Consider the following 23,698-nt stretch of genomic DNA (forward strand, 5'->3'; position numbering starts at 1 on the left):
AATTTCATGGGTGCCCAGATGTTTCAGCAGTCTACGCAGCACGTTGCCAGTTATTACGCCCACAGTTGCGCTGATCGCCTATTGACTCGGGCCGCTCTGGAAGGCGAACACAACACCGAGGTGCTGATCATCGGTGCCGGTTTCAGTGGCCTGCATACGGCCTTGCGTCTGGCCTTGGCGGGCAAGCGTGTGACGCTGCTGGAAGCCAGCCGGGTTGCCTGGGCGGCCTCGGGGCGCAACGGTGGTCAAGCGATTCTCGGTTGGTCGTGTGATATGCCGCCGTTAGAGGCTGCGCTTGGCTATGAGCGAGCACGGCGGTTGTGGGACAGCATGCGCTGGGCTGCGCAGGAGTTGCGTGAGTTACCCGCGCGCCATGACTTCGATTGCGATTACCGGGCCGGTCATCTGTGGACTTCGGTCATGCCGCGGCGGGTAAGCCTGCTGACCGAGTGGCAACGCGAGGCCAGCCACAAGTGGGGGCACGACGGCTTGCGATTCATCCCGCGGGCAGAGTTGTCGCAATGGGTCGCCAGCGAGCGTTATCAGGCGGGCCTGTTCGACCCCGAAGGCGGGCATCTGAATCCGCTGAAGTTGGCGCTTGGCCTGGCTGCAGCCATAGAACGCGCTGGCGGCTGCATCCATGAGCAGAGCAAAGCGTTGAGCTATCGCAAAGAAGGCAATCAGTACCTGGTGACCACCGAACGCGGGCGCATTCGGGCGGATGTGCTAGTGCTGGCGTGCAATGCCTATCTCGATCAACTTGACCCGAAGCTGGCCAGTTGCGTGTTGCCAGTGGGTACCTACCAGGTGGCTACCGCGCCGCTGACAGCGGAGCAGGCCACAGCGCTGCTACCGAGCAATGTCTGCGTCACCGATAACCAGTTCGTCCTCGACTATTTCCGGCGCACACCGGATAACCGCCTGCTGTTCGGTGGTGGCTGCACCTATCTGGGAGGGATGCCGAAGGACATCGCCGCAGCGACCCGGCCTTATCTGCAGCGGGTCTTCCCGCAGCTTAAGGACGTCGAGTTGGAGTTTGCCTGGGGAGGGCATATCGACCTGACTCTCAAGCGCACCCCCGACATCGGCCAGCGTGGTGACCTCTACTGGCTACAGGGCTATTCCGGGCACGGTGTACTTCCGACATTGGCCGGCGCCCGCGCTGTGTCCGACGCGATTCTCGGTCAGCCGGATGACCTGGCCTTGTACCAAGGTCTGAGTAATGGAAGCTTTCCCGGCGGTAAATACCTGGCAGCACCCTTGGAGGCCATCGGCAAGGCCTGGTATCGACTGCGCGATAGTATTTGATGAGCAATCTTTTGGAGCTATTGGCATGAACAAGCAAGAAGAAATCGCCGCCTTAGCGATCCTTATTCACGATCTACGCAAGCACAAGAAATACACCCTGAAGGAACTGGCAGACAAAATCGGCCGTTCCGTCGGCTTTCTCTCGCAAGTCGAGCGAGGCTTGTCACGGCCCACAGTGGCGGATTTGACGGCGATCAGCGAAACCCTTGAGGTGCCGACCACCTATTTTTACAGTTTGCCAAAACCTAAGGAGTTGCCTTGGGTTACCCGGCCGGATGAGCGACGCACGCTGTATTACGCCAACGGGATTACCGACATTTTGGTCTCACCGAAAATGAAGGCCTCCTTCTCCATGCTCGAAAGCCAACTGGAGGCCGGCGCCAGCAGTGGCGAGCGGCACTTGAGCGACAGCTCAGAGCAGGGCGGCTATGTCCTGGAGGGGGAGTTGACGCTGTGGCTGGACCAAGACGACGCACCGGTGACCTTGTATGCCGGAGACAGTTTTCAACTGGCCAGCCATACCCATTGTCGCTATGGCAACCTCACAGCCCAACTCACACGAGTCCTTTGGGTTTACACCTGATAACAATAAAGGAACAACAATGATGGATGCTGCCTGCTCTGATCTGCTGGCTGAGGTTCGTGCTTTTCGCCAATCCCACCCCAAGGTGCGTTATGTCGACCTGATTTCCCTGGATATTCCAGGGCATTTTTACGGCAAGCGCTATCCGGTAGAGATGCTCGAGAAGGTGGCTGCTGGCAGCGCTCTGAAGCTGCCACAGAACTGTGTGCTACTAGGTGTGCAGGGCGGGCTGTTCAAAATCGGCGACTACTGCTTTAACGATGGCGACCCGGATGCTCTCCGTCGCTTGGTGCCCGGTACGCTCAAACCTGTGAACTGGGAAACACAACCATTGGGGCAGATGCTGATTACCTCGGACGGTACTGAGAAGCCGATCGTCTTCGAGCCACGCGAAGTCCTGGCGCAGGTGTTGGAGCGGTTAAGGCATAAAGGTATTCATCCCGTGGTGGCGTTCGAGCTGGAGTTCTATCTGTTCGATAAACAGTTGCGCGATGGCCAGCCTCAGTTCCCCCGCGATCTGCTGACGGACGATGCGGATGATCAGCCGAATATGCACATCGAACGGCTGTCGCGCTTTTCCCCGGTGCTCGATGAAATAGCCGAGTCGGCGCGGGCCCAAGGCATCGATACCTCCGTGATCACTGCCGAACTCGGCCCAGGACAATTCGAGATCAACTTTGGTCACCTCGATGACGGCCTGCGTGCCGCCGACTGGGCAGCGCTGTTTTGCCGCAGCACGCGGGGTGTCGCCCTCAAGCACGGTTACCGCGCCAGTTTCATGGCCAAGCCTTACTTGCAGCATCCGGGCAGCGGCATGCATGTGCATGTCAGTCTTTACGACGCTGAGGGTAAAAACCTGCTGGCGGCTAACCATCAGCAAGCGCTGCGCCATGCGGTGGCCGGGTGTCTGGAGCTGCTACCGCATTGCATGCCGATCTTCGCGCCGAACCAGAACGCCTTTCGCCGTTTGGGCGGTACAGTGAACGCGGCGACAAGGGCCAGCTGGGGGTTTGAGGATCGCGATGCCTGTGTGCGGATTCCTGACTCGGATTCGAAAAATCTGCGGATCGAACATCGCCTGGCCGGTGCCGACGCCAACCCTTATCTCGTTCTGGCGGCGATTTTGGTAGGTCTTGAACAGGGTCTGGAAGACGGCCGGGAGCCGATCACATCGCTCAACGAAGACCGCAGCAGTGGTATCGATTTCCCGCTGGAAATGCTCGAAGCAGTGCGCGCCATGCAGCACCAGTCACAGCTGCGCGAGGGTTTGGGGGCGGAGTTTATTGATGTCTACTGCGAGAACAAGCGCCAGGACCATCTGGCCTTTATGCAGGAGATCAGTGCGCGCGAGTACCGCTGGTATCTGTAATGACCGCCGACTCAGCCTTGCTGGCTGAGTCGGCGATACACACCGTTGTTATTTGAGAAATGCCTGCATGTCGCTGGTCAGTTTTTTGATCGCCGCTTTGAAATCGTTGGCGGTAACCGGTTGGCTTGCATTCTTCAGCTGTTGACCGAAGACTTTGCGCACGACTTTGGCCACGGTTTGGCCGTTGCTCGCGTCGATCATCTCGGCTTCGATGTACAACTCGGTGTCTTGATCGCGGTGGCCGCTGGCAGCGGAAACACCGCCGACGACGGCCGCGACAGGAACCACCTCATACCATTTCATGCCTTCGTTGGATGCGGTGACGCCCGTAATCGCGGCGCGTACGACCAGGACTCGCGAACCAGCAGGGGCCGATTGAACGTTCGGTACGACGCGGTATTTTTGCCCCAGCACGCTCTTGGCGCTGTCCGTCATGTAGGTTTGCAACTGGTCCAGGGTCTGACGGTTGACTCGCTCATTGGGCTTGGGTGTCGGGTACAGTTCCAACTGTTTGAAGGCTACAGTGTCGTAAGCGTTCGAGTTCCAGGACGGGCTGACCCAGCGCATGGCCGTCTCGCCGCTGGGAGTTTTGACTTCTTGCAGGTTGTTATAGTTGGGGAGGAACCCTGAGTACTGTTCCTTCTGCGTGATTTTTGAGGTGCAGCCGCCGAGTAGCAGGCTGCCCAGCGCAACGCCGATAAGCAATTTTCGGGACAGATCCATATATTTTCCACTCCTGGGATTAGGATGCTCTTCGCGAAGATGTCATAGGCGATACCGGCATCCCATAGCCGCTTCGGCGTGCTGTGTTTCATCACTTTGCGCAGTTGGCGCAAAGGAAGAGGTGATGCTGCTGACATCAATCTCTGCGAAGCGTAGACGGCTATCACCGGCTTTTCTATCTGCCTTGCGCGGTTTTTTGCACGCTGATAGGGTGCGTCAATAATAATTATTGACCGTGTCCTGGCTTGTCCGAGCACGGATACAAGGAAGGAAATCCCTATGCAGATTCAATCGCACGACACTGCGGATGTGGATCAGCAACTTGTCATTGCCGGTTGGCAAGAGCATTACCAGCAGATGTCGCCCGGTTATTTCCAGGGCAAGGTTGTGCACATGGAGCTGGGCGGCGTTGAAGTGTATGAAGAGCGGATGAACACGCGCATAGAACAGCATTTTCATGCGCCCGCCGATTCATTAGTTTTCAGTTTTGATACTCAGAATGGCTCGCTGTACTTGCTCAACGAAGAAAGTCAAAACACCTGGATCACGCCGGAAAACTATAAAGAAGTCGCCGTCGTGATTGGCCCTCAGTACCTGAAACAACTCGAATGCCTGAACCTGAGCAACCTTGATGGATTGTTCCTGACGCCGCTGGTTTCCCAGCAGAGCGAGGTCTTCGGTCGCTGGTTGAGCAGCACCCTGCAACAGCTGGTCTCAGAACAACCCCCGGAGGCCGAGGAGGGTCTGGCGCAACAATTGGTCGACGATTGCCTGTATATCCTCGACTGCCCGAGCCAGACGCTGGATCGCGCAAGCCAGAAACACCTGGCCCATGATCGCCGGCTCATCCAGAAGGTTTTCGATCTGGTCATGGCGAGCCCGCAAGAACATTTCAATGTGCTGCAACTGGCCAATGGCGCCGGGGTATCTGTGCGTCAGTTGCAGCAAAGCTTCACCTCCTTTACCGGTGTCTCTCCCAGCCAATGGCAGCGGCTGCGCCGATTGAACTTCGCGCGCCGGGATTTACTGCGCACGACGGCAGGGGATACCACCGTGGCGGAAATCGCCATGCGCTGGTCATTCTGGCACTTGGGGCGTTTCTCAGAGGCCTATCGTGGCCTGTTCGGCGAGCTTCCCAGCTGCACACTCTTGCGCTCGCGCTAAATCACTGACGCCCATAATTTCACGCCCCAAAATGGGGCATGAACAAACGCGCAAATCGGATAGAAGCCAGCCTCCTCACGATTGCACTATCTCCTTGAAGCACGGAACTGAGCCGCCATGGGGCGCTCAGGCATTTCCCTGTACGAGGCGTTATGAAAGGCAATCTGGATCGACTGAGCCAATGGCTCAAAGAAAACAAAATCACTGAAGTCGAGTGCCTGATCTCTGATCTGAGCGGCATTGCTCGGGGCAAAATATCTCCAACCAACAAGTTCCTTAACGAGCAAGGCATGCGCCTGCCAGAGAGTGTCTTGTTGCAGACAGTCACCGGCGACTACGTCGAAGACGAGATCTACTACGATCTGCTGGACGCGGCGGATATCGACATGCACTGCCGTCCGGACCAAGACGCGGTATTTATCGTGCCGTGGGCTCTGGAGCCCACCGCGCAGGTGATTCACGACACTTATGACAAACAAGGGAATCCGATTGAACTGTCGCCTCGCAACATCCTGAAAAAGGTGTTGAGGCTCTACACGGAGCGCGGCTGGAAGCCAATCATTGCGCCCGAAATGGAGTTCTACCTGACTCAGCGCAGCCCTGATCCGGATTACCCGTTAAAACCACCGATTGGTCGTTCCGGTCGCCAAGAGACAGGGCGTCAGTCCTACTCGATCGAGGCGACCAACGAGTTCGATCCGCTGTTCGAAGACATGTATGACTGGAGCGAGGCCCAAGGCCTGGACCTGGATACATTGATTCACGAAGAAGGCACCGCGCAGATGGAGATCAATTTCCGTCACGGTGACCCTTTGTCCCTGGCCGATCAGATCATCGTCTTCAAGCGAACCCTGCGCGAAGCAGCCCTCAAACACGATGTCAGCGCCACCTTCATGGCCAAACCAATGACCGGCGAGCCGGGTAGCGCGATGCATTTGCACCAGAGCGTGGTGGACCTGGAAACCGGCCTCTCGGTGTTCTCCAATCCCGATGGCAGCATGAGTGAGTTGTTCATGCACCACATTGGTGGATTGCAGAAATACATTCCCGATACCCTGCCGCTGTTCGCGCCCAATGTGAATTCGTTTCGTCGTTTTCTACCCGATACCTCGGCGCCGGTTAACGTCGAGTGGGGCGAAGAAAACCGCACGGTCGGCCTGCGCGTACCGGATTCTGACCCGCAGAATCGTCGGGTCGAAAACCGCCTGGCAGGTGCTGATGCCAACCCCTATCTGGCCGTGGCGGCCAGTCTGTTGTGCGGTTACGTGGGGATGGTCGAGGGGGTCGAGCCAAGTCCGGCGGTGGTCGGTCGCGGTTATGAGCGGCGCAACCTGCGCCTGCCGCTGACCCTGGAGGCGGCACTGGAGCGCATGGAGCAGTCAGACATGGCCAAAGAGTACTTGGGCGAGCGCTTCACCAAAGGTTTTGTCGCGGTCAAACGGGTCGAGCACGAGAACTACAAGCAGGTCATCAGCTCCTGGGAGCGTGAGTTCCTGTTGCACAGCGTGTAATGGCCCACCTCGGTTGAACACATTCTCAAATGTACCCACAGTAAGGACATGTGAATGAAACGTTTCGCGCTAAAACTCATGCTCACGACACTCTGCGGTCTCGCCGGTCAGGCCTCGGCGCAAGGGATGGTGAACATCTATAACTGGACCGATTACATCGCTGAAACCACGCTCGTGGATTTCCAGCGGGAAACCGACATCAAACCGGTCTATGACGTTTTCGATTCCAACGAAACCCTCGAAGGCAAGTTGCTGGCCGGGCACACCGGCTATGACGTGGTGGTGCCGAGCAATCACTTTCTCGGTCGGCAGATCAAGGCTGGAGCGTTCCAGAAACTCGACCGGGCGCAGCTGCCCAACTGGAAAAATCTCGACCCGGTATTGCTGCAACGTCTGCAGGCCAACGATCCGGGAAATCAGTACGCCGTACCGTATTTGTGGGGCACCAATGGTATTGGTTACAACGTCGAGAAGATAAAACAGGTACTGGGCGTCGACACCATCGATTCCTGGAGCACGCTGTTCGAGGTCGAAAACCTCAAGAAGCTGCAAGCCTGTGGCGTTGCCTTCATGGACTCCGCAGACGAAGCCTTGCCGGCAATGCTCAACTACCTGGGGCTCAATCCCAACAGCACGCGCATTGAGGATTACAAAGTCGCCGAGCGCAAACTGCTGACCTTGCGTCCTTACATCACCTATTTCCATTCCTCCAAATACGTGTCGGATCTGGCCAACGGCAACATCTGCATTGCCTTCGGTTATTCAGGCGATGTGTACCAGGCAATCCATCGTGCGCAGGAGGCGGGGAACGGGGTGAAGATCGCCTACGCGGTCCCGAAGGAGGGCGGCAACCTCTGGTTCGATATGTTGGCCATTCCGGCCGATGCCAAGAACCCCGAACAAGCCCATGAGTTTATCAACTACCTGCTCAAACCCGAGGTGATTACCAAGGTCAGCGAGTACGTGGGCTACGCCAACGCCAATACCCAGGCCACGGCACTGATGAGCGATGACATCACCCACAATCCATCGATCTACCCACCTGAATCGGTACAGGCAAAGCTCTACGTTTCGACGGAGCTGCCACCCGACATCATGCGTTGGATGAATCGTTCCTGGAGCAAGCTCAAGTCCGGTCATTAACTCCTGCGCCGGGCGGGAACCTGCGCCCGGCAACTGATAGGCAGTACCCTTATGACGTCCCAGTTTTCTTCACCGCAGACGTATTACAGCGCCACTCGAAACCGTCAGCTCGACTGCCCTCCGCTTGAAGGCCAGGCACAGGCTGATGTGTGCATCGTCGGTGCTGGGTTCACTGGATTGAATACGGCAATCGAACTGGCTGAACGGGGCCACTCGGTGATTGTTCTGGAGGCACACCAGATAGCCTGGGGCGCCACTGGCCGCAACGGCGGTCAGTTGATTCGTGGCATTGGACACGACCTTGCTGCGCACGAAAAGTCCATCGGTAGCGAAGGCGTTAAGGTGCTTGAACAATTGGGCCTGGACGCGGTTGATCTGGTCCGTCAGCGAGTACAGCAACACGGCATCGAGTGTGATTTGCGCTGGGGCCACTGTGAGCTGGCCAACACTCCCCGACATTTTGAGAACTTGCTAGCGGAGCAGCGAGCACTCAAAAATCAGGGATACCCTCATAAGGTCGAGCTGGTCGAACAACACGACATGCACCGAGTGGTCGGTTCTGATCGCTATGTCGGCGGCCTGATAGACGAGGGCTCGGGGCATTTGCATCCGCTCAACCTGGCATTGGGCGAGGCTGCTCTGGCCCAGCGTCTGGGCGTACGTTTGTGCGAAAACAGTGCGGCCATTCGTATCGAATATGGCAGTCGCATTCGTGTGCACACGGCCAACGGTGTGGTGAATGCCAAGACCCTGGTGCTCGCCGGCAATGCCCATCTGGGCGATCTGGAACCGGCACTCAGCGGCAAGGTGCTTGCTGCGGGTAGCTACGTCGTGGCGACTGAACCGTTGAGCGAGGCCCTTGCCCAGATGCTGATACCCGGTAACCGGGCGCTCTGCGATCAGCGTGTGGGGCTGGATTATTATCGTTTGTCGGCGGATCGCCGGTTGCTGTTTGGTGGCGCGTGTCACTACTCAGGACGAACCCTCAAGGATATTGCCGGCTACATGCGCCCGAAAATGCTCGAGGTGTTCCCACAGCTCGCGGCTAAACGCATCGACTTTCAATGGAGCGGGATGATTGGCATCGGTGCCAACCGACTGCCACAGATTGGCCGCTTGAAGGCTCAGCCTAATGTGTTCTATGCCCAGGCGTACGCTGGACATGGGATCAACACCACGCACATGGCGGCTCGGCTGGTGGCTGAAGCCATCAGCCTTGAACACAGCAAAGGTTTCGACCTGTTCGCCAGCGTACCGCACATGACTTTCCCCGGCGGCAAACTGCTGCGTTCTCCGTTGTTGGCACTGGGCATGTTCTGGTACCGGCTCAAGGAAATCGCAGGCCACTGATGTGTTCAGTCGCCAAGAGCAACACCAAGATAAAAACAAAAACATAAAAGGACGTTCAAATGAAGCGATTTACCCCGTGCTTACTGGCGGCAATGTTAACGCTCCCCTCGCTGCAAGCCATGGCTGCGGCGGACCTGGTACTCACCAATGGCAAGGTATTTACCGGCATTCCCGGTCAAGCCTTGGCTAAAGCAGTGGCAGTAGAAAACGGCAAAATCCTCAAAGTCGGTAGCGATGTAGACATCAACGCACTGGCCGACGCCCACACCCAGCGCATCGATCTGGCGGGCAAGGTGCTGATGCCTGGAATGATCGATAGCCATAGCCATCCGGTAGTGGCGGCCTTCGACAGCTTGGGGGCCAACCTGCTGGACGAAGAAAAGCCGTTGCCCGCGCTTGAGCAATGGGTCATCGAGCAGGATCAGGCGGGCAGGGCGAGGGCCGGGGACGTGATCAGCATTGCCGGGGTCAGCTCGGCTTATTGGGAACAAAGCCGCGAACTTGGCAAACTCTTCAATCAGGGCCGCTGGGCCGATCAACCGGTGGTCCTGAACGGGATTGACGGTCATACCGGCTGGGCCAACAATGCGATGCTCAAGCGTCTGAAGATCGACGCTGCGCTGGTCAAAAGCCTGCCGGAAAACGAACGCAGCTATGTGGGCCACGAAGCCGACTTCACGCCCACGGGTTATTTTGCCGAATCTCGCTGGGATCAGGTACGCAACGAGATTCCCGCACCCAGCGAGGAGGTCATGTTGAAGGCGGCCCGCGAGGCTGTGAGAGTCAATAATCAATATGGCGTCACGGCCTGGATGGACGCCGCAGCGAATGCCGGCCATGTCGATTCGCTGTTCGATTTCACTGCAACGGAGCAGAGTTACGGCGTACTGCCGCTCTACCGCGAGTTGGCAGAGAAGGGCGAACTCAGCGCGCACGTCGCAGCCTTGATGTTGACCAACTCCAAAAGCAAGCCGGCCGACCTGGAAGTCGTGGCCAAGGTGATGAAAAAATTCGAGGGCGTGCCCAACCTGACATTCCCGGGCATCAAGATATTTGCCGACGGTATTATGGAGTTTCCAGGGCAGACCGCAGCGGTCATCGTCCCTTACAAGAACAGTAATAAACGCGGTCAGTTGCTGATCGATCCGAAGCATTTTGGCGAGTTGGTGGTGGCGGCGGAAAAACGCGACTGGATCGTGCACGTGCACGCGGACGGCGATCGTGCCGTACGTGAAGCACTCAATGGCTTTGCATATGCGCGCAAGCTCAATCCAACGCCTGTGGCCCATAGCATCGCCCACTTGCAAACGGTCAATCCAAAAGATTTCCCTCGCTTCAAGCAACTCGGGGTAATTGCCTCCATGCAACTGCTGTGGGCCACTGGCGAGAGTTACACCGTGGAGTTGGTCAAACCCTATATCAGCGCGTTTGCTTACGGTTACCAGTATCCCGCCAAGTCCCTGCATGACGCGGGTGCAACCATTGCTGGCGGCAGTGATTGGCCGGTGTCCAGTCCCAATCCATGGAACGCCATCGCTCAGGCCAGCACTCGAAAAGGGCCGCTGGGTGTGCTGAACGCCAAGGAAAGCATTGATCGCCAGACCATGTTCTACGCCTACACCATCAATGCTGCCAAAGCCCTGCGTCTGGATCAGCAGATTGGCTCTCTGGTGCCCGGCAAACAGGCCGATCTGATCATCCTCGACCGTGATGTGTTCAAGGTCAGCGACGACGAGCTGTTCGACACCAAGGTCCTGAAAACCTTTTTCGCCGGCAAGCAGGTTTACGCCCCCGACGCCTGACAACCCAAGCGCCCACGCCCCGCAACACACCTGACGCCGCGCCTTGCGGGGCGCTGGGCGCTGCCTTGCCCGAAATCACCCGCACCCTCATAAAAATAAGAGAATCCATATGAACGCATTGTCTGTCCTCGTGCTTGCCGGCCTTGCACTGTCGCCACTGATCAGCGCTCAGGCGCTGGAACTCAACGACAACTTCGTCCTCGCCATTACTCCCGCGCTGGTCAGTGATTATCGCGCTAGCGGCATCTCGCAAACCCTGGGCGACCCTGCTGCGCAACTGGGGATCACCCTAAACCACTCCAGCGGCTTGTATGCCGGTATCTGGACCTCGAATGTCGATTTTGGTGATGACACCAACACGCGCCAGGAGATTGAATACTACGGCGGCTACTTCTGGCAAATTGCCGACAAAATCAGCCTAGACACCTTCTACACACAGTACGAGTACCCGCGTGGAAGCCTGTACAACCAGAGCGACATCCAGTCCACCCTTGATGTGTATGGCGTCTTGCTCGGTGGCAAATACGTCAACAATATGAAAGGCCCTGACTTCGAGGATGAAAATGGCAATTTCCAGAAGGGCAATAAAGACGAAGACGTTTCTTCGGTGTTTATCGGTTACCACACCGTGCTGCCCGCCGAATTCGGTCTGGAAGCGCGCTATGAATACGTCGACTATAAGGACGACGTATTCTTCAGCGCCAACGGCAACAGCCGCGCCGATTACCACGATTGGATGGTCAAAATGAGCCGTGATTTTGTCGGTATTACCTGGGGCCTGAGTTATATCGATACTGACCTTTCGAAAACCGAATGCCTGAGCTTTACCGGTTACGACGACTTGTGCGGCGCGACGCTGGTGGCCAGTGCCGGCAAGACGTTCTAAGCCAAGTGGAGTGGGCGGTGCCGCGAGGTCAGCCAGGCTGACCTCGCGACAGCGTTTAGGCGGGTTTGAAGCAGTACGCGGCCAGCTTGTTACCGTCCAGGTCGCGGGCGTAGGCGGCATAGGCGTTCGGTGCCCAGTCGCGGGTGCCTGGAGCGCCTGCGCAGATGCCGCCGGCGGTCAAGGCTGCGGCGTGAAAGGCGTCGATGGCGGCGCGGCTCGGGGCCTCGAAGCTGACCGTGACGCCGTTACCGACGGTGGCGGGTTCGCCGTTGGCCGGTTTCAGAACGAAGAAGGAAGGGGCGCTCTCGCCCCAGATCGAGCCATTGTCGCCCAGATCGGCGATGCGTTTGTGGCCCAGCGCGCCCAGTACGCTGTCGTAAAAATTGCGGGCTTTTTGCAGATTGTTGGTGCCGACGGTGACGTGAGTGAAGACGCTCATCTTTTGGTTCTCTTTGGTAGAAACAAGGTGGGTTGGTGTTGCAGTACGTCAGGGTGAGTGGCCCCCCTGACAACTATCGTTGGGTCTGCTGACTCAGCGATCGAAGTGAATAACGGTACGAATGCTCTTGCCTTCGTGCATCAGGTCGAAGGCCCTGTTGATATCCTCCAGCCCCATGGTGTGGGTGATAAAGGTGTCCAGCGGGATTTCGCCCTTCTGCGCTTTCTCGACATAGCTGGGCAGCTCGCTGCGACCTTTCACACCGCCAAAGGCCGAACCACGCCAGACGCGGCCGGTCACTAGTTGGAATGGACGGGTGCTGATTTCCTGGCCGGCACCGGCGACACCGATAATCACCGACTCGCCCCAGCCCTTATGGCAGCACTCCAGGGCCGCGCGCATCAGATTGACGTTGCCAATGCACTCAAAGGAGTAGTCCACTCCACCCTCTGTCAGCTCGATTATCACGTCCTGAATTGGTTTGTCGAAATCCTTGGGGTTGATGAAGTCGGTGGCGCCCAATTGCCTGGCGATCTCGAACTTGGCCGGATTGATATCGATAGCGATGATCCGGCTAGCCTTGGCCATGGTGGCGCCGATGATGGCTGCCAGACCTATGCCACCCAAACCGAAGATTGCCACCGTGGCGCCTTCCTCGACTTTGGCGGTATTCAGCACCGCACCAATGCCAGTAGTCACACCGCAACCGAGCAGGCAGACCTTTTCCAGTGGCGCTTCCTTGGGGATTTTGGCCAGAGAGATTTCCGGCAGCACGGTGTACTCGGAGAAGGTCGAGGTGCCCATGTAGTGGAAGATGGGTTGGCCCTTGTAAGAGAAGCGGCTGGTGCCGTCAGGCATCAGGCCTTTGCCCTGAGTGGCACGGATTTTCTGGCAAAGGTTAGTCTTGCCGGACGTGCAGAATGTGCACTCGCCGCATTCCGGGGTGTAGAGCGGGATCACGTGATCGCCCACCGACACTGAGGTCACCCCCGGGCCAACCGCTTCGACTATGCCGCCGCCCTCGTGACCGAGGATGACCGGAAAGATGCCTTCTGGATCTGCGCCGGACAGGGTAAACGCATCGGTATGGCAGACGCCGGTTGCGATGATGCGCACCAGCACCTCGCCGGCTTGCGGCGGCGCCACATCGACTTCGACAATTTGCAGGGGCTGGTTGGCCGCGAAGGCTACGGCGGCTCGCGATTTGATCATTATCTTGATTCCTCAGTGCAACGAAGGCGGTGGGCGGTGTTGATCGTAGTCGGGGGTGTCACTTTCGCAAGTCCACCGTCACTGCGGTGGTTGGGCGCGTGCAGCAGAGCAGGATGTCGTCGTTTGCGGGGACATCCAGCGGCGCTTCGAAATACTCGACAGAGCCTTCGCGAAGGGTGACCTGACAGGTGTTGCACAGCCCGGCCCGGCAATTGAATGATGGCGTCAGGCCGGCCTGCTCGGCGAGCTCGAGCAACGAGTGGCAGTTCTGATCCCAGGCCACGCGGGTGCCGGAAGGCAGAAAGTGTACGGTCAGCGCGTTTTCAGTCGCCCCGACCGCCGCTGTGGGTGCAGGCGGCGCGGGCGTAGGCGGCGTCGCCGCTGGCATGACTTCGTCCTCTTCGAGGATGGTCGCCGGGCCGAAGAACTCGTAATGAATGCGCTTGCCGGCGATCCCAAGGTTGCGCAACAGGCGCCAGTTCGCCTGCATAAAGGGCCGCGGACCGCACAGGTAGACGTCATAGTCGTCCAGCGGTAGCAACCCTTGCAGGGTTTCCCGGCTTATCAGGCCCTGGCTGTGATAGACATTATTGGCTTGATCTTCGGCATCCGGGTTGCGGTAGCAGAAGTGCACGCTGATCCCCGGACGACGGCTGGCCAGTGTCAAGACCTCGTCACGGAAAGCATGCACGGCACCACTTTCGCAGGCATGAATGAAATACACCGGACGCGCCGAACGGCTGCTCAGTTGATGAAGCATGCTCAGCATCGGGGTCAGTCCCACGCCTCCGCTAAACAGCACCACGGGCCTTGGGCTCTCTTCGTCCAGCACGAAGGTGCCGGCCGGTCCGGCGATCTCGAGCAGGTCGCCGACGTGCACCCGGTCGTGCAGGTAATTGGACCCTTGTCCAGGCGGCAACTCTGGCCTGTCGAAAGGTGCCGGCTCGCGCTTGACCGAAATGCGCACGCGCGAAGGATCGCTGACGTCTCCAGAGAGGCTGTAGTTGCGCAGCGCCGTAACACCGCCGTCCAGTGAAAGGCGAACAATCAGGAACTGCCCCGGGCGAAAGGGCAGGCTTGAGGCTCCATCGGCAGCCGTCAGGACGAAGGAGGTGATGACTGCGCTTTCCTGTTTCCTCTCAATCACCCGGAAGGTGTTGAAACCTTGAGGGGTGAACTGTGTTTGCGGTTGAGTGCCCATCTTATGCCTCCGTCTTTTGTTCCGCGGCGTGCTGTTGGACCAGCGGAATCAAGCTGCCAGGCTGTTCCTGAGCAATCAATTTCTCCAGGTTGCGGCGAAAGCGTAGTGGCCCTGAGTCGGAGGCCAGATCGATGTTGGGGCTGCGCTTGTTGGCCATACCCCGGTGTACGGCGCTGAGGACTATCCGGTCCTCGGCGAAAGCGTGACGCACGTCTTCGTCGAACTGGCGTGACACCTCTTCGTTTTCGGGGTCGAAATTACGCACCTGGAACCAGTAATAACGCGTGTTTGATTCGTCGATGGGGGTCATGAAGTTGTAGGAGTTCATCAAGAACACTTGCTCGTGCAGTTCACCCTCGTCAAACCCCGTCCCGGCCGGGGTGAACAGGGCCTTGATAATGGCCTGTGCGGGGTAGTGCACCTCGTAGTGCTGCTTGCGGTCGCAGTTGCCGCTGAACTTGACGAACTTGGCATAGAAGGGCGCCACTTCGACATCGCGCATCCAGCGGGAAACGATCACGCCGACATCGGTTACCGTGGTTTGCAGCGGTTCCTCCGCACAGGCAGCGTTGCCAAAGGAAGATTGATGCACCCACGCCACATGCGACGGATCGAGCAGGTTGTCGGTCATGTACAGGTAGTTGCAAGGGATGACCATGCTATCGCCACGATTGAGCCCCCACGCCGAGTCGCCCCATTCCGGCACGTGGCAAATCTTCGCTTCGTCGGCCAGTTCGAGATCGCCCATCCAGATCCAGATCAAGCCGTAGCGCACTGCGAGGGGGTAGCTGCGAACCTTGGCGCCTTGTGGAATGCGTCGGCTACCGGGTGCGTGGACACAGCTGCCAGAGCAGTCGAAGGTCAGACCATGGTAACCACACTCGATGTCATCACCCTTGCGGCGACCCAACGACAACGGCAGTTTGCGGTGCGGGCAGGCATCTTCGAGGGCTACCGGGGTGCCGTCGCTCTTGCGGTAAAGCACCACAGACTCACTGAGCAGGGTGACGGGGTACAGATCCTCGCCCAGCTCAGCTTCACTGGCGGCTACATACCATGCGTTGCGCAAAAACATGGGGTCTCTCCTTATTATTGTGTTGTTCGCTCTTTGTAGGAGAACGATGGCGTCCTTCAGATCGCCATCGCGAGCAAGCTCGGCGCCTACAAAAAAACATCTATTCCAACAGAGGGGGATTGAGTGTTCAGGGAATAACGCCTGCCACTGCCGCAGCTCTCAATCGCCGGCAAGCGGGCGATCGAGAGCCGATCAGCAGGTGGTTTTTCAGTTATAGATATCGAAGGTGAAGTACTTCTTCTGAATCGCGTCGTAGGTGCCGTTCTTGTGCATTTCTGCCAGCGCACCGTTGATCGCCTGAGTCAGTTTCAGGTCGTCCTTGCGCAGGCCGATCGCGATCCCTTCACCCAGAAGTTCGTGGTCCTTGACGGTATCGCCGACGAAAGCGAATCCGTTGTTTCTTGGGGTCTGCAAGAAGCCGATATCCGCTACGACAGCATCCGTCAGACTGGCATCGATACGGCCACTGGTCAGGTCCGGGTACAACAGATCCTGATTGGTGTAAGACACCATGGTGACCCCGTGCGGCGCCCAAGCGGCCCTGACGTAAGCTTCCTGGGTGCTGCCTTGGGCGACGCCGACACGTTTGCCCTTGAGCGACTCTACGGTGGGCAGCAGACCGCTGTCGGCTTTCGCGATCAAGCGATTGGGCGAGTTGTAGAGCCGATCCGAGAACGCGACATTTTGTTTACGTTTTTCGTTGACGGTCATGGCCGAAAGGACCGCATCGAATTTATTGGCCCTGAGTGCAGGGATGATGCTGTCGAAGGCGGTTTCGACCCAGACGCACTTGACCTTGAGCTGGGCGCAAATGGCATTGCCCAGATCGATATCGAAACCCACCAGTTCACCGCTAGGTTGTTTTGATTCAAAGGGGGCGAACGTCGGGTCTACACCAAAACGTATAACGCTCAAGTCCTTGGCAAGGGCGCCGGTAGAAGCAAGTGCAAGTAGCGTGGCGAGGACAAATTTTTTCATTCTTGTTTTCCTTTGTCTGTCATTTGTTTTATTCACTGCGTCCAAACGGCACGCAGTACCAGCACCAGAATACGAGAGTCTGAATATTCGAAAAGATGTTGAAAGCTGTTGCTTTGTGTAGCTCAGCTAAAGTATCAAGCAGCCAGTTTCTTTCTGGAGATGCTGATGAACAGCTTGCCTTCTCTACGCGCCTTACAGGTTTTTGAAGCCGTCGGGCGCTTCGGTGGAATCGTCGAAGCCGCCAGGCGCTTGGGCATCTCGGCGGGTGCTGTCAGCCAGCAAATGAAACTGCTGGAAGATAGCCTGGGCTTGAGCCTGACCTTCAAGGTCGGCAAACGCATCCGCTTGACCGCGGCGGGCCAGCGCTACCACGACAGCTGTGCGGCGGCGTTCGAAAGCCTGCGCATTGCTCAGGTAGAGGTCGAACGCTCGAAGAACGCTAGCAACCTACGCATCAGTGCATTGCCATCGTTGTTATCGGAATGGCTGGCACCGCTCATCTACGCATGGCAGAGCGATCACCCTGAGCTCAATCTGTTTCTTGACGGCAGCCATGCGGAACCCGCACCAGACGGCTACGAGTTCGATTTTCGGGTCACCTACGGTGATCATGTGTCGACTGAAAGCGCCATTGAGTTGTTCCGTGATTGCGTCGTTCCGGTCTGTAGCCCACACATGTTGCGAGCCGACGCACCGCTGCGAGCCCCGGCAGATTTGTTGGCTTATCCGTTGCTGTCCATTGACTGGTTACCGAAGTTTGCTTCCCCACCGTCGTGGCGCGACTGGTTCAGCGCACAACACGTAGAGTGTTCGCAGATACGTGATGGTTATCGGGTCTATTCATTGTCATCGATGGCCATCCAGGCTGCGGTATCTGGGCAGGGGGTGGTGTTGGCGCAATGTTCAATGATTGTCGATGCGTTGGCGGACGGGCGTTTGATCATGCCGTTTACACAGGTGTTGCCATTACCCTCGTCGTATTTTTTGGTCGGTGCCAAAGACGCTTTCGACAAGGCTCACTGTCGCGACTTCCATCGCTGGCTGGTGGCTCGTGGGCGAGAACAAATGGCAATCAATGAGCAGTTATTGACCCATCCCTCGCGTACTTAATATGCCCAACGGGCCATACTGATTGATTGGGGCATCCCCGTCACACCTCCAACGCGAGGAGACAACGATGGAAAGGAAGAGAGAACACAACACCTACCAATACCTCAAACAGCAGTACCCGGATTACTTTGGCGCCGTGGAAGCCTTGGGTGCAGCTGTGCGTCATGCCGGCCCGCTGGAGGATAAGGTCGTCCAGCTGATCCAGCTCAGTGCTGCGGCGGCCATCCACTCTGAGGGCGCAGTGCACAGTCATACCCGACGAGCACTGGAAGCGGGCGCTACGACAGAGCAGATCCATCACACACTGATCTCACTGACGAGCACAATCGGTTTCCCGACTGTCGTTGCGGCCATAAGCTGGGCGGACGATGTGATCGGCAGAGCAAGCAAATCTGCCCCTGAATAATCAAAAAGAGGTAACGACCATGCCACTTGTGCTCGATTCTCCCGCTTTTCATGCCCAAGGCCCGATACCGGCGCTCTACAGCTGTGAAGGCAAGGATGTTTCTCCGCCGTTGGCCTGGAGTGGTGTGCCATCAGGCACCCAGAGTCTGGCGCTGATCGTCGACGACCCGGACGCCCCAGACCCAGCGGCCCCCAAGATGACCTGGGTCCATTGGGTGCTCTATAACTTGCCCGTGGGAACGACTGCGCTGCCCGAAGCCCTGCACGCGCTGCCGCCCGGCACGCTACAGGGGCTCAACGACTGGCAGAAAACCGGCTACGGCGGACCTTGTCCGCCTATCGGTACCCATCGGTATTTTCACAAGCTCTACGCGCTGGACACCGTCCTGCCGGACCTGAAGCAGCCCACCAAGGCCCAACTCGAAAGCGCCATGCGCGGCCATGTACTGGCACAGGCCGAGCTGATCGGCACCTATCGTAAAACGCGGTGAGGATTACATTTCATGAACAACGGCCCCTGTAGGAGCGAGCTTGCTCGCGATGGACGTTAACGATAACGCGTGTTTTTCTGAATAAACGTGTCGCCCATGAGTCCATCGCGAGCAAGCTCGGCTCCCACAGGGTGCAGCGTTGAAGATGGGGCGGCAGCTCGCTACAGACGGCCGTGGTACGCCGCTGCGAAAATTTCTGCCGCGCCATTTCGTGTCAATGGCAGCGGGTTGCCGCCGGCGCAGGGGTCGACAATCGCCATGTCTGCGATCAGATCGGCCTGCCGATCATCCACCCCCAGTTCAAACAGCGTATGCGGCACGCCGATGTCCTTGCGCAACTTGAGGACGAAGGCCAGAAAGCTGTCAAAGCCAGGGGTCGGCAGACGCAGATAAGCCGCGAGGCGGGTGATGCGCTCCTCGATGGCCGGGCGATTGAACTTCAATACATAGGGCATGAAAGTGGCATTGGTCATGCCGTGATGGGTGTCGTACAGGGCGCCCACCGGATGCGAAAGCGCGTGCATTCCGCCCAGGCCTTTTTGGAATGCGGTGGCGCCCATCGCAGCTGCCGCGAGCATTTGCGCTCGCGCATCGAGGTCGGAGGGTGTGTGTACTGCACGTACCAGAGCATTGGCCACCAGGCGCATGCCTTCCACCGCGATACCTTCGGCCATCGGATGAAAACCGGGGGCGCAGTACGACTCCAGGCAATGCGCAAAAGCATCCATACCCGTACCGGCGGTGACCTTTGTCGGCATGCCGATGGTGAGGGCCGGGTCGCTGATGACCACACGCGGCATCATCTTCGGGTGGAAGATGATGCGTTTGGTGTGTGTACGTTCGTCGATGATCACCGCCGCACGGCCCACCTCGGAACCCGTACCTGCGGTGGTCGGCACCGCAATGATCGGGGCGATGCTCCTTTCGTCGGCGCGTGTCCAGTAGTCGCCGATGTCTTCGAAATCCCAAACCGGTCGGGTCTGGCCGCTCATGAAGGCGATGAGCTTGCCCATATCCAGGCCGCTGCCACCGCCGAAGGCGACCACACCATCGTGAAAGCCTGCGCGATAAGCGTTGAGCCCACCCACCAGGTTAGCTTCAACCGGATTGGGCTTGAGGTCAGAAAACAGCGCTACGCCAAGACCAGCGGCGCGCAAGGCGTCCAGCGCCGCCGTGGTGATCGGAGAACGCGCCAGGCCACTGTCGGTAACCAGCAACGGTCGCTGGATACCTTGACTGCGGCAGGTCTCGGCCAGCTCGGCGATGCGGCCGACACCAAAGTGGATGCTCGTGGGGTAGTTCCAGTTCGCAGTCAGATTCATGCTCAGATCTCGTGGCGCAGATGGAAGGATTTCGCTCGAGTCAGGTGCTCAAAGCCCATGCGCGACAGCGTTACGCCGCGCCCGCTGTTCTTCCCCCCGGTCCAGGCCAGCGCCGGGTCCAGATAATCGCAGCGGTTCATGAAAACGGTGCCGGTGGCAATCTCGTCGCCGAGGCGCTCAGCTGCGGCGAGATCTTGCGTCCAGATGGAGGCGCTGAGCCCGAACTCACTGTCGTTCATCAAGGCGATGGCTTCGTCGTCGCTGGCAACCGGCATGATGCCGACCACCGGGCCAAAGCTTTCCTCACGCATCACCGACATTTTATGGGTGACGTCCACTAGTACCTGCGGCGCGAGGTAGGCGCTGCCGGGCCTGTCGGCGGGAAAAGCGCTTGGATCGATCAGCGCCTTGGCCCCCATTTTCAGTGCTTCGGCGATCTGCCCGCGAACGAAATCAGCAGCACCCGGTGTGACCAGCGGGCCGAGCGTGGTGGCTTCATCCAGTGGGTTGCCCAGCACGTATTGGCGGGTCAGGGCGACGAAGCGCTCGACAAAGGCCGGGTAAATTTTTTTATCGACATAGATACGCTCGACGGCACAGCAGCTCTGCCCCGAGTTAAAGAAGCTGCCGTCCACCAGGTTCTCCACCGCATGCTCAAGGTTGGCGTCTGCCCGTACGTAAGCCGGATCTTTGCCGCCGAGCTCCAGTCCCATGCCGAGGAAGCTTCCAGCGGCCGCCGCTTCCATGGCCTTGCCAGCGTCGACTGAACCGGTGAAGTTCACCTGCTGCACCCGTCCAGAGGCAATAATCGCGGCGGTCTGTTTATGATCGAGCAGCAGGTTGTGGAACAGGCCGGCGGGCAGATTGGCGCGGCGCAAGGCCTCGGCGAAACGCTCGCCAACCAGCAGTGTTTGCGTGGCGTGCTTGAGGATGACGCTGTTGCCAGCCATCAGCGCCGGGATGATCGAATTTACCGCAGTCAGGTAGGGGTAATTCCAGGGGGCGATGACCAGTACCGTACCCAACGGCTCGCGTTTGATACAGCGCCGAAAACCTGCGACAGGCGTGGGTTCAAGTGCTGCCAACGCTTCAGGCGCAATGGCGATCATGTGCCGGGCACGTTCTTCGAAGCCGCGCAGCTCGCCAGCACCAAAGCGCACCGGGCGGCCCATCTGCCACGCCAGCTCCGGTACGATTTCAGCCTTCATCGCCAGCACCGAGTCCACGGCAGCGCTACAAAACGCTGCGCGCTCGCTCAGTGGCCGGCGCTTCCATTGCGCCTGGGCGGCTGAGGCCGCCGCCAGCGCCTGCTCGATCTGCGCCGCATCGGCGCCGCGGCGTTCGGCATAAACCCGGCCATCGACCGGTGAGATGAGCTGAATCATTGCAGTCATGACTTTCTCGGTAATAGAGTGCTCGATAATGGATTGCTCAATAGCGCTCAAAGCCGCGCTGCAGTTCCCAGTCGGTTATCCGCCGGTCGTACTCTTTCTGCTCCCAGTCGGCGGTGTGCACGTAGTGGTCGATCACTTCATCACCGAACGCCTCGCGCAACATGCTCGAGGTCCGGAGCGCGGCACAGGCATCGCGCAGGGTCTTCGACACTTCAGGCAACTGCTCGTCGAGGTAGGCATCGCCCTCAAAGGGCGCCGCGAGGTTGAGCTGCTCGTCGATACCGGCCAGGCCCGCGGCGATCAAGGCGGCGAAAGCCAGATAGGGATTGAGGTCCGCGCCGCCGATGCGACATTCGATGCGAATGGATTTGCTGCCTTCTGCACACAAACGAAAGCCCGCAGTGCGATTGTCCCGACTCCACACCGCTCGCGTTGGGGCGAAGGTGCCGGCCTGAAAACGCTTGTACGAGTTGATGTAGGGCGCGAGAAAACACGTGATGTCGTTGGCGTACTTGAGCTGCCCGGCAACCCAGGAGCGCATCAGCGTCGACATGCCAAACTCAGCCTTGGGATCAAAGAACAGCGGCTTCTTGGCATTCTTGTCCCACAACGAGTTGTGTATATGGCTGCTGGAGCCGGCGGCGTCATAGCGCCACTTGGCCATGAACGTGATCGCCTTGCCCTGCAGTTGCGCGATCTCTTTGCAGGCGTGCTTGATGATGACGTGGTGGTCGGCCATGGTCAGGGCGTCGGCGTAACGGATGTTAATCTCTTCCTGACCCGGTCCCCATTCACCCTTGGAGTTTTCCACGGGAATGCCTGATGCCTGCAGATGCTTGCGAATCGCGCGCAGTACCGGCTCCTCGCGGGTTGTTTGCAGGATGTTGTAATCCTCGATGTAGTGGCCGGCGGTCTTCGGCTTGTGGTAGTTGCGCTCGTGGATGGCCTCGTAGCTCTCGTCAAACAGATAGAACTCCAGTTCAGAGGCGAACATGCCGGTGTAGCCGCGCTCGCGCAGTCGCTCGATCTGCTTTTTCAGGATCGCCCGCGGGCTGTGGGGCAAATCCCGCCGATGGTGATGATCGAGCACGTCGCAGAGCACCAGCGCCGTGCATTCAAGCCACGGCACGCGACGCAAGGTGGCCATGTCGGGTTTGAGCACAAAATCGCCATAACCTTTACTCCAACTGGCCGCGGCGTAACCCGGCACCGGCTCCATGTCGATGTCGTCGGCCAGCAGGTAATTGCAGCAGTGGGTTTCTTCATGGCCGCTGTCGATGAAAAACTCGACCTGGAATCGCTTGCCGACCAGTCGCCCCTGCATATCGACCATGCAGACCAGCACCGTATCGATATCGCCTGCGGTAGCGGCGAGTTTGAGTTCTTCGAAGCTGAGGAGGGGCTCGGTCATCACGTCAGTCCTGCGTGAAATGGTTGGGCCTGTCTGAATATCAGATGTACGTAGAACCTGTAGGAGCTGCCGCAGGCTGCGATCTTTTCGGGCTCACCGCCGATCTCCGGAAGATCAAAAGATCGCAGACTGCGGCAGCTCCTACGTCGACCGCGTACAGCCGCGAATGATCGGAGGTACGCAAAATATGAGCTTCCCCAAGCGTAGCCTACTGCTGCTATGCGCAAGTCTCGGTGATCGAAACCTGAATGCTATATTGACTATCAAGAGTGGGCCGTCCAGCTGTTGAATCTGGCGGCTTAGCGTCCTGCCGGCTGCATCCGGGAGTGGCACCATGAATGAATTCGTCAAGGTCGCCTGTGTGGGCGACATCCAGCCTGGTACCGGCAAGACGGTGAACCTGGGGGGAACGCCCGTCGCACTGTTCAACGTGGATGGCCAGTATTTCGCCATCCACAACACCTGCCCACACGAGGACGGCCCACTGGGAGAAGGCACGCTCTGCGGCAGCGTCGTGACGTGCCCCATACATGCCTACGAGTTCGACGTGATCAGCGGCGAATGCCTCACAGAGTCGGCTTATCAAGTCGAGCAGTTCGAGGTCCGGGTGGACGGTGATGACATCCTGGTGCGGCAATCGGCGGAGGCCTGATGCCTGATGGCGGCCTGTCTCTCGCGGATGTACACCGATCAATGTAGGAGCCGAGCTTGCTCGCGATGGCGGCCTGACAGCCGACCTGGCTCTCGCTGGTGTACATATCCATTCCTGCGGTAACGGCCACTTAGGGTTCCGCCCTTATGTATGGACTCGCCCCCACGGT

Annotated in this window: 22 protein-coding genes; 13 read left to right on the forward strand and 9 right to left on the reverse strand. The window is 58.5% G+C overall.

The features are described from left to right. Positions 1–18 precede the first annotated feature (18 nt). Genes ACZYSM_RS12765 through ACZYSM_RS12775 form a run of 3 tightly spaced genes read left to right on the forward strand, consistent with a single transcriptional unit; the run spans position 19 to position 3,260 of the window. Positions 19–1,308 (forward strand): NAD(P)/FAD-dependent oxidoreductase, encoded by a 1,290-nt coding sequence (locus tag ACZYSM_RS12765; protein WP_489071846.1) that lies wholly within the window; start codon positions 19–21, stop codon positions 1,306–1,308. Between the two features lie 25 nt (positions 1,309–1,333). After that, positions 1,334–1,891 carry a helix-turn-helix domain-containing protein gene (locus ACZYSM_RS12770; protein WP_489071847.1) on the forward strand — a complete coding sequence of 186 codons (558 nt, stop codon included), beginning with the start codon at positions 1,334–1,336 and terminating at the stop codon, positions 1,889–1,891. A 22-nt stretch (positions 1,892–1,913) separates the two neighbouring features. Next, on the forward strand, positions 1,914–3,260 hold the full coding sequence (locus tag ACZYSM_RS12775; RefSeq protein WP_489071848.1) for a glutamine synthetase family protein: 1,347 nt from the start codon (positions 1,914–1,916) through the stop codon (positions 3,258–3,260). A 48-nt stretch (positions 3,261–3,308) separates the two neighbouring features. On the opposite strand, the gene ACZYSM_RS12780 is transcribed toward ACZYSM_RS12775, so the two are convergent. Continuing rightward, the gene (locus ACZYSM_RS12780; RefSeq protein ID WP_489071849.1) at positions 3,309–3,983 is read right to left on the reverse strand and encodes a DUF3313 domain-containing protein; all 675 of its coding nucleotides are present in this window, start codon (positions 3,981–3,983) and stop codon (positions 3,309–3,311) included. A 279-nt stretch (positions 3,984–4,262) separates the two neighbouring features. Between ACZYSM_RS12780 and ACZYSM_RS12785 the strand changes: the two genes are divergently transcribed. The 6 genes from ACZYSM_RS12785 to ACZYSM_RS12810 all read left to right on the forward strand — a co-directional run bounded on the left by ACZYSM_RS12785 (position 4,263) and on the right by ACZYSM_RS12810 (position 11,839). Further along, on the forward strand, positions 4,263–5,147 hold the full coding sequence (locus ACZYSM_RS12785; RefSeq protein ID WP_489071850.1) for a helix-turn-helix domain-containing protein: 885 nt from the start codon (positions 4,263–4,265) through the stop codon (positions 5,145–5,147). Between the two features lie 152 nt (positions 5,148–5,299). After that, the gene (locus ACZYSM_RS12790; RefSeq protein ID WP_489071851.1) at positions 5,300–6,658 is read left to right on the forward strand and encodes a glutamine synthetase family protein; all 1,359 of its coding nucleotides are present in this window, start codon (positions 5,300–5,302) and stop codon (positions 6,656–6,658) included. Between the two features lie 78 nt (positions 6,659–6,736). Next, positions 6,737–7,801: a polyamine ABC transporter substrate-binding protein gene (locus ACZYSM_RS12795; protein WP_489071874.1), complete on the forward strand. Its 1,065-nt coding sequence runs from the start codon at positions 6,737–6,739 to the stop codon at positions 7,799–7,801. A 51-nt stretch (positions 7,802–7,852) separates the two neighbouring features. Further along, on the forward strand, positions 7,853–9,151 hold the full coding sequence (locus ACZYSM_RS12800) for an NAD(P)/FAD-dependent oxidoreductase (protein WP_489071852.1): 1,299 nt from the start codon (positions 7,853–7,855) through the stop codon (positions 9,149–9,151). Positions 9,152–9,210: 59 nt separating this feature from the next. Further along, the gene (locus ACZYSM_RS12805; protein ID WP_489071853.1) at positions 9,211–10,953 is read left to right on the forward strand and encodes an amidohydrolase; all 1,743 of its coding nucleotides are present in this window, start codon (positions 9,211–9,213) and stop codon (positions 10,951–10,953) included. A gap of 109 nt (positions 10,954–11,062) precedes the next feature. Next, a complete protein-coding gene (locus ACZYSM_RS12810) occupies positions 11,063–11,839 on the forward strand; it encodes a TorF family putative porin (RefSeq protein WP_489071854.1) in 777 nt (258 codons plus the stop codon). Positions 11,840–11,894: 55 nt separating this feature from the next. On the opposite strand, the gene ACZYSM_RS12815 is transcribed toward ACZYSM_RS12810, so the two are convergent. The 5 genes from ACZYSM_RS12815 to ACZYSM_RS12835 all read right to left on the reverse strand — a co-directional run bounded on the left by ACZYSM_RS12815 (position 11,895) and on the right by ACZYSM_RS12835 (position 16,744). After that, entirely contained in the window at positions 11,895–12,278 is a 384-nt protein-coding gene (locus ACZYSM_RS12815) for a VOC family protein (protein WP_489071855.1), read from the reverse strand. Between the two features lie 93 nt (positions 12,279–12,371). Next, positions 12,372–13,490: an S-(hydroxymethyl)glutathione dehydrogenase/class III alcohol dehydrogenase gene (locus tag ACZYSM_RS12820; protein ID WP_489071856.1), complete on the reverse strand. Its 1,119-nt coding sequence runs from the start codon at positions 13,488–13,490 to the stop codon at positions 12,372–12,374. Between the two features lie 58 nt (positions 13,491–13,548). Beyond that, positions 13,549–14,691 (reverse strand): FAD-binding oxidoreductase, encoded by a 1,143-nt coding sequence (locus ACZYSM_RS12825; protein ID WP_489071857.1) that lies wholly within the window; start codon positions 14,689–14,691, stop codon positions 13,549–13,551. A 1-nt stretch (position 14,692) separates the two neighbouring features. Then, positions 14,693–15,766: an aromatic ring-hydroxylating dioxygenase subunit alpha gene (locus ACZYSM_RS12830; protein ID WP_489071858.1), complete on the reverse strand. Its 1,074-nt coding sequence runs from the start codon at positions 15,764–15,766 to the stop codon at positions 14,693–14,695. A gap of 207 nt (positions 15,767–15,973) precedes the next feature. Next, a complete protein-coding gene (locus tag ACZYSM_RS12835; RefSeq protein ID WP_489071859.1) occupies positions 15,974–16,744 on the reverse strand; it encodes an ABC transporter substrate-binding protein in 771 nt (256 codons plus the stop codon). Positions 16,745–16,909: 165 nt separating this feature from the next. On the opposite strand from ACZYSM_RS12835, the gene ACZYSM_RS12840 reads away from it, so the two are divergent. The 3 genes from ACZYSM_RS12840 (at position 16,910) to ACZYSM_RS12850 (ending at position 18,750) form a co-directional block, all read left to right on the forward strand. After that, the gene (locus ACZYSM_RS12840; protein WP_489071860.1) at positions 16,910–17,854 is read left to right on the forward strand and encodes a LysR substrate-binding domain-containing protein; all 945 of its coding nucleotides are present in this window, start codon (positions 16,910–16,912) and stop codon (positions 17,852–17,854) included. A 67-nt stretch (positions 17,855–17,921) separates the two neighbouring features. Next, positions 17,922–18,260, forward strand: a complete 339-nt coding sequence (locus ACZYSM_RS12845; RefSeq protein WP_489071861.1) for a carboxymuconolactone decarboxylase family protein — start codon at positions 17,922–17,924, stop codon at positions 18,258–18,260. A gap of 19 nt (positions 18,261–18,279) precedes the next feature. Then, positions 18,280–18,750 (forward strand): YbhB/YbcL family Raf kinase inhibitor-like protein, encoded by a 471-nt coding sequence (locus tag ACZYSM_RS12850; RefSeq protein WP_489071862.1) that lies wholly within the window; start codon positions 18,280–18,282, stop codon positions 18,748–18,750. Between the two features lie 161 nt (positions 18,751–18,911). Here ACZYSM_RS12850 and ACZYSM_RS12855 read toward each other — a convergent pair whose 3' ends face one another. From ACZYSM_RS12855 to ACZYSM_RS12865, 3 genes are read right to left on the reverse strand one after another with little or no spacing between them, the layout of a single operon-like run. After that, on the reverse strand, positions 18,912–20,072 hold the full coding sequence (locus tag ACZYSM_RS12855; RefSeq protein WP_489071863.1) for an iron-containing alcohol dehydrogenase: 1,161 nt from the start codon (positions 20,070–20,072) through the stop codon (positions 18,912–18,914). Positions 20,073–20,074: 2 nt separating this feature from the next. After that, on the reverse strand, positions 20,075–21,466 hold the full coding sequence (locus tag ACZYSM_RS12860) for an aldehyde dehydrogenase family protein (protein ID WP_489071864.1): 1,392 nt from the start codon (positions 21,464–21,466) through the stop codon (positions 20,075–20,077). Between the two features lie 37 nt (positions 21,467–21,503). Further along, positions 21,504–22,877 carry a glutamine synthetase family protein gene (locus tag ACZYSM_RS12865; RefSeq protein ID WP_489071865.1) on the reverse strand — a complete coding sequence of 458 codons (1,374 nt, stop codon included), beginning with the start codon at positions 22,875–22,877 and terminating at the stop codon, positions 21,504–21,506. Positions 22,878–23,211: 334 nt separating this feature from the next. Here ACZYSM_RS12865 and ACZYSM_RS12870 point away from each other — a divergent pair, with 334 nt between their 5' ends. Then, the gene (locus ACZYSM_RS12870; RefSeq protein ID WP_489071866.1) at positions 23,212–23,529 is read left to right on the forward strand and encodes a Rieske (2Fe-2S) protein; all 318 of its coding nucleotides are present in this window, start codon (positions 23,212–23,214) and stop codon (positions 23,527–23,529) included. The last annotated feature ends 169 nt before the right edge of the window (positions 23,530–23,698 follow it).

It is taken from the genome of Pseudomonas sp. F220 (assembly GCF_057813935.1).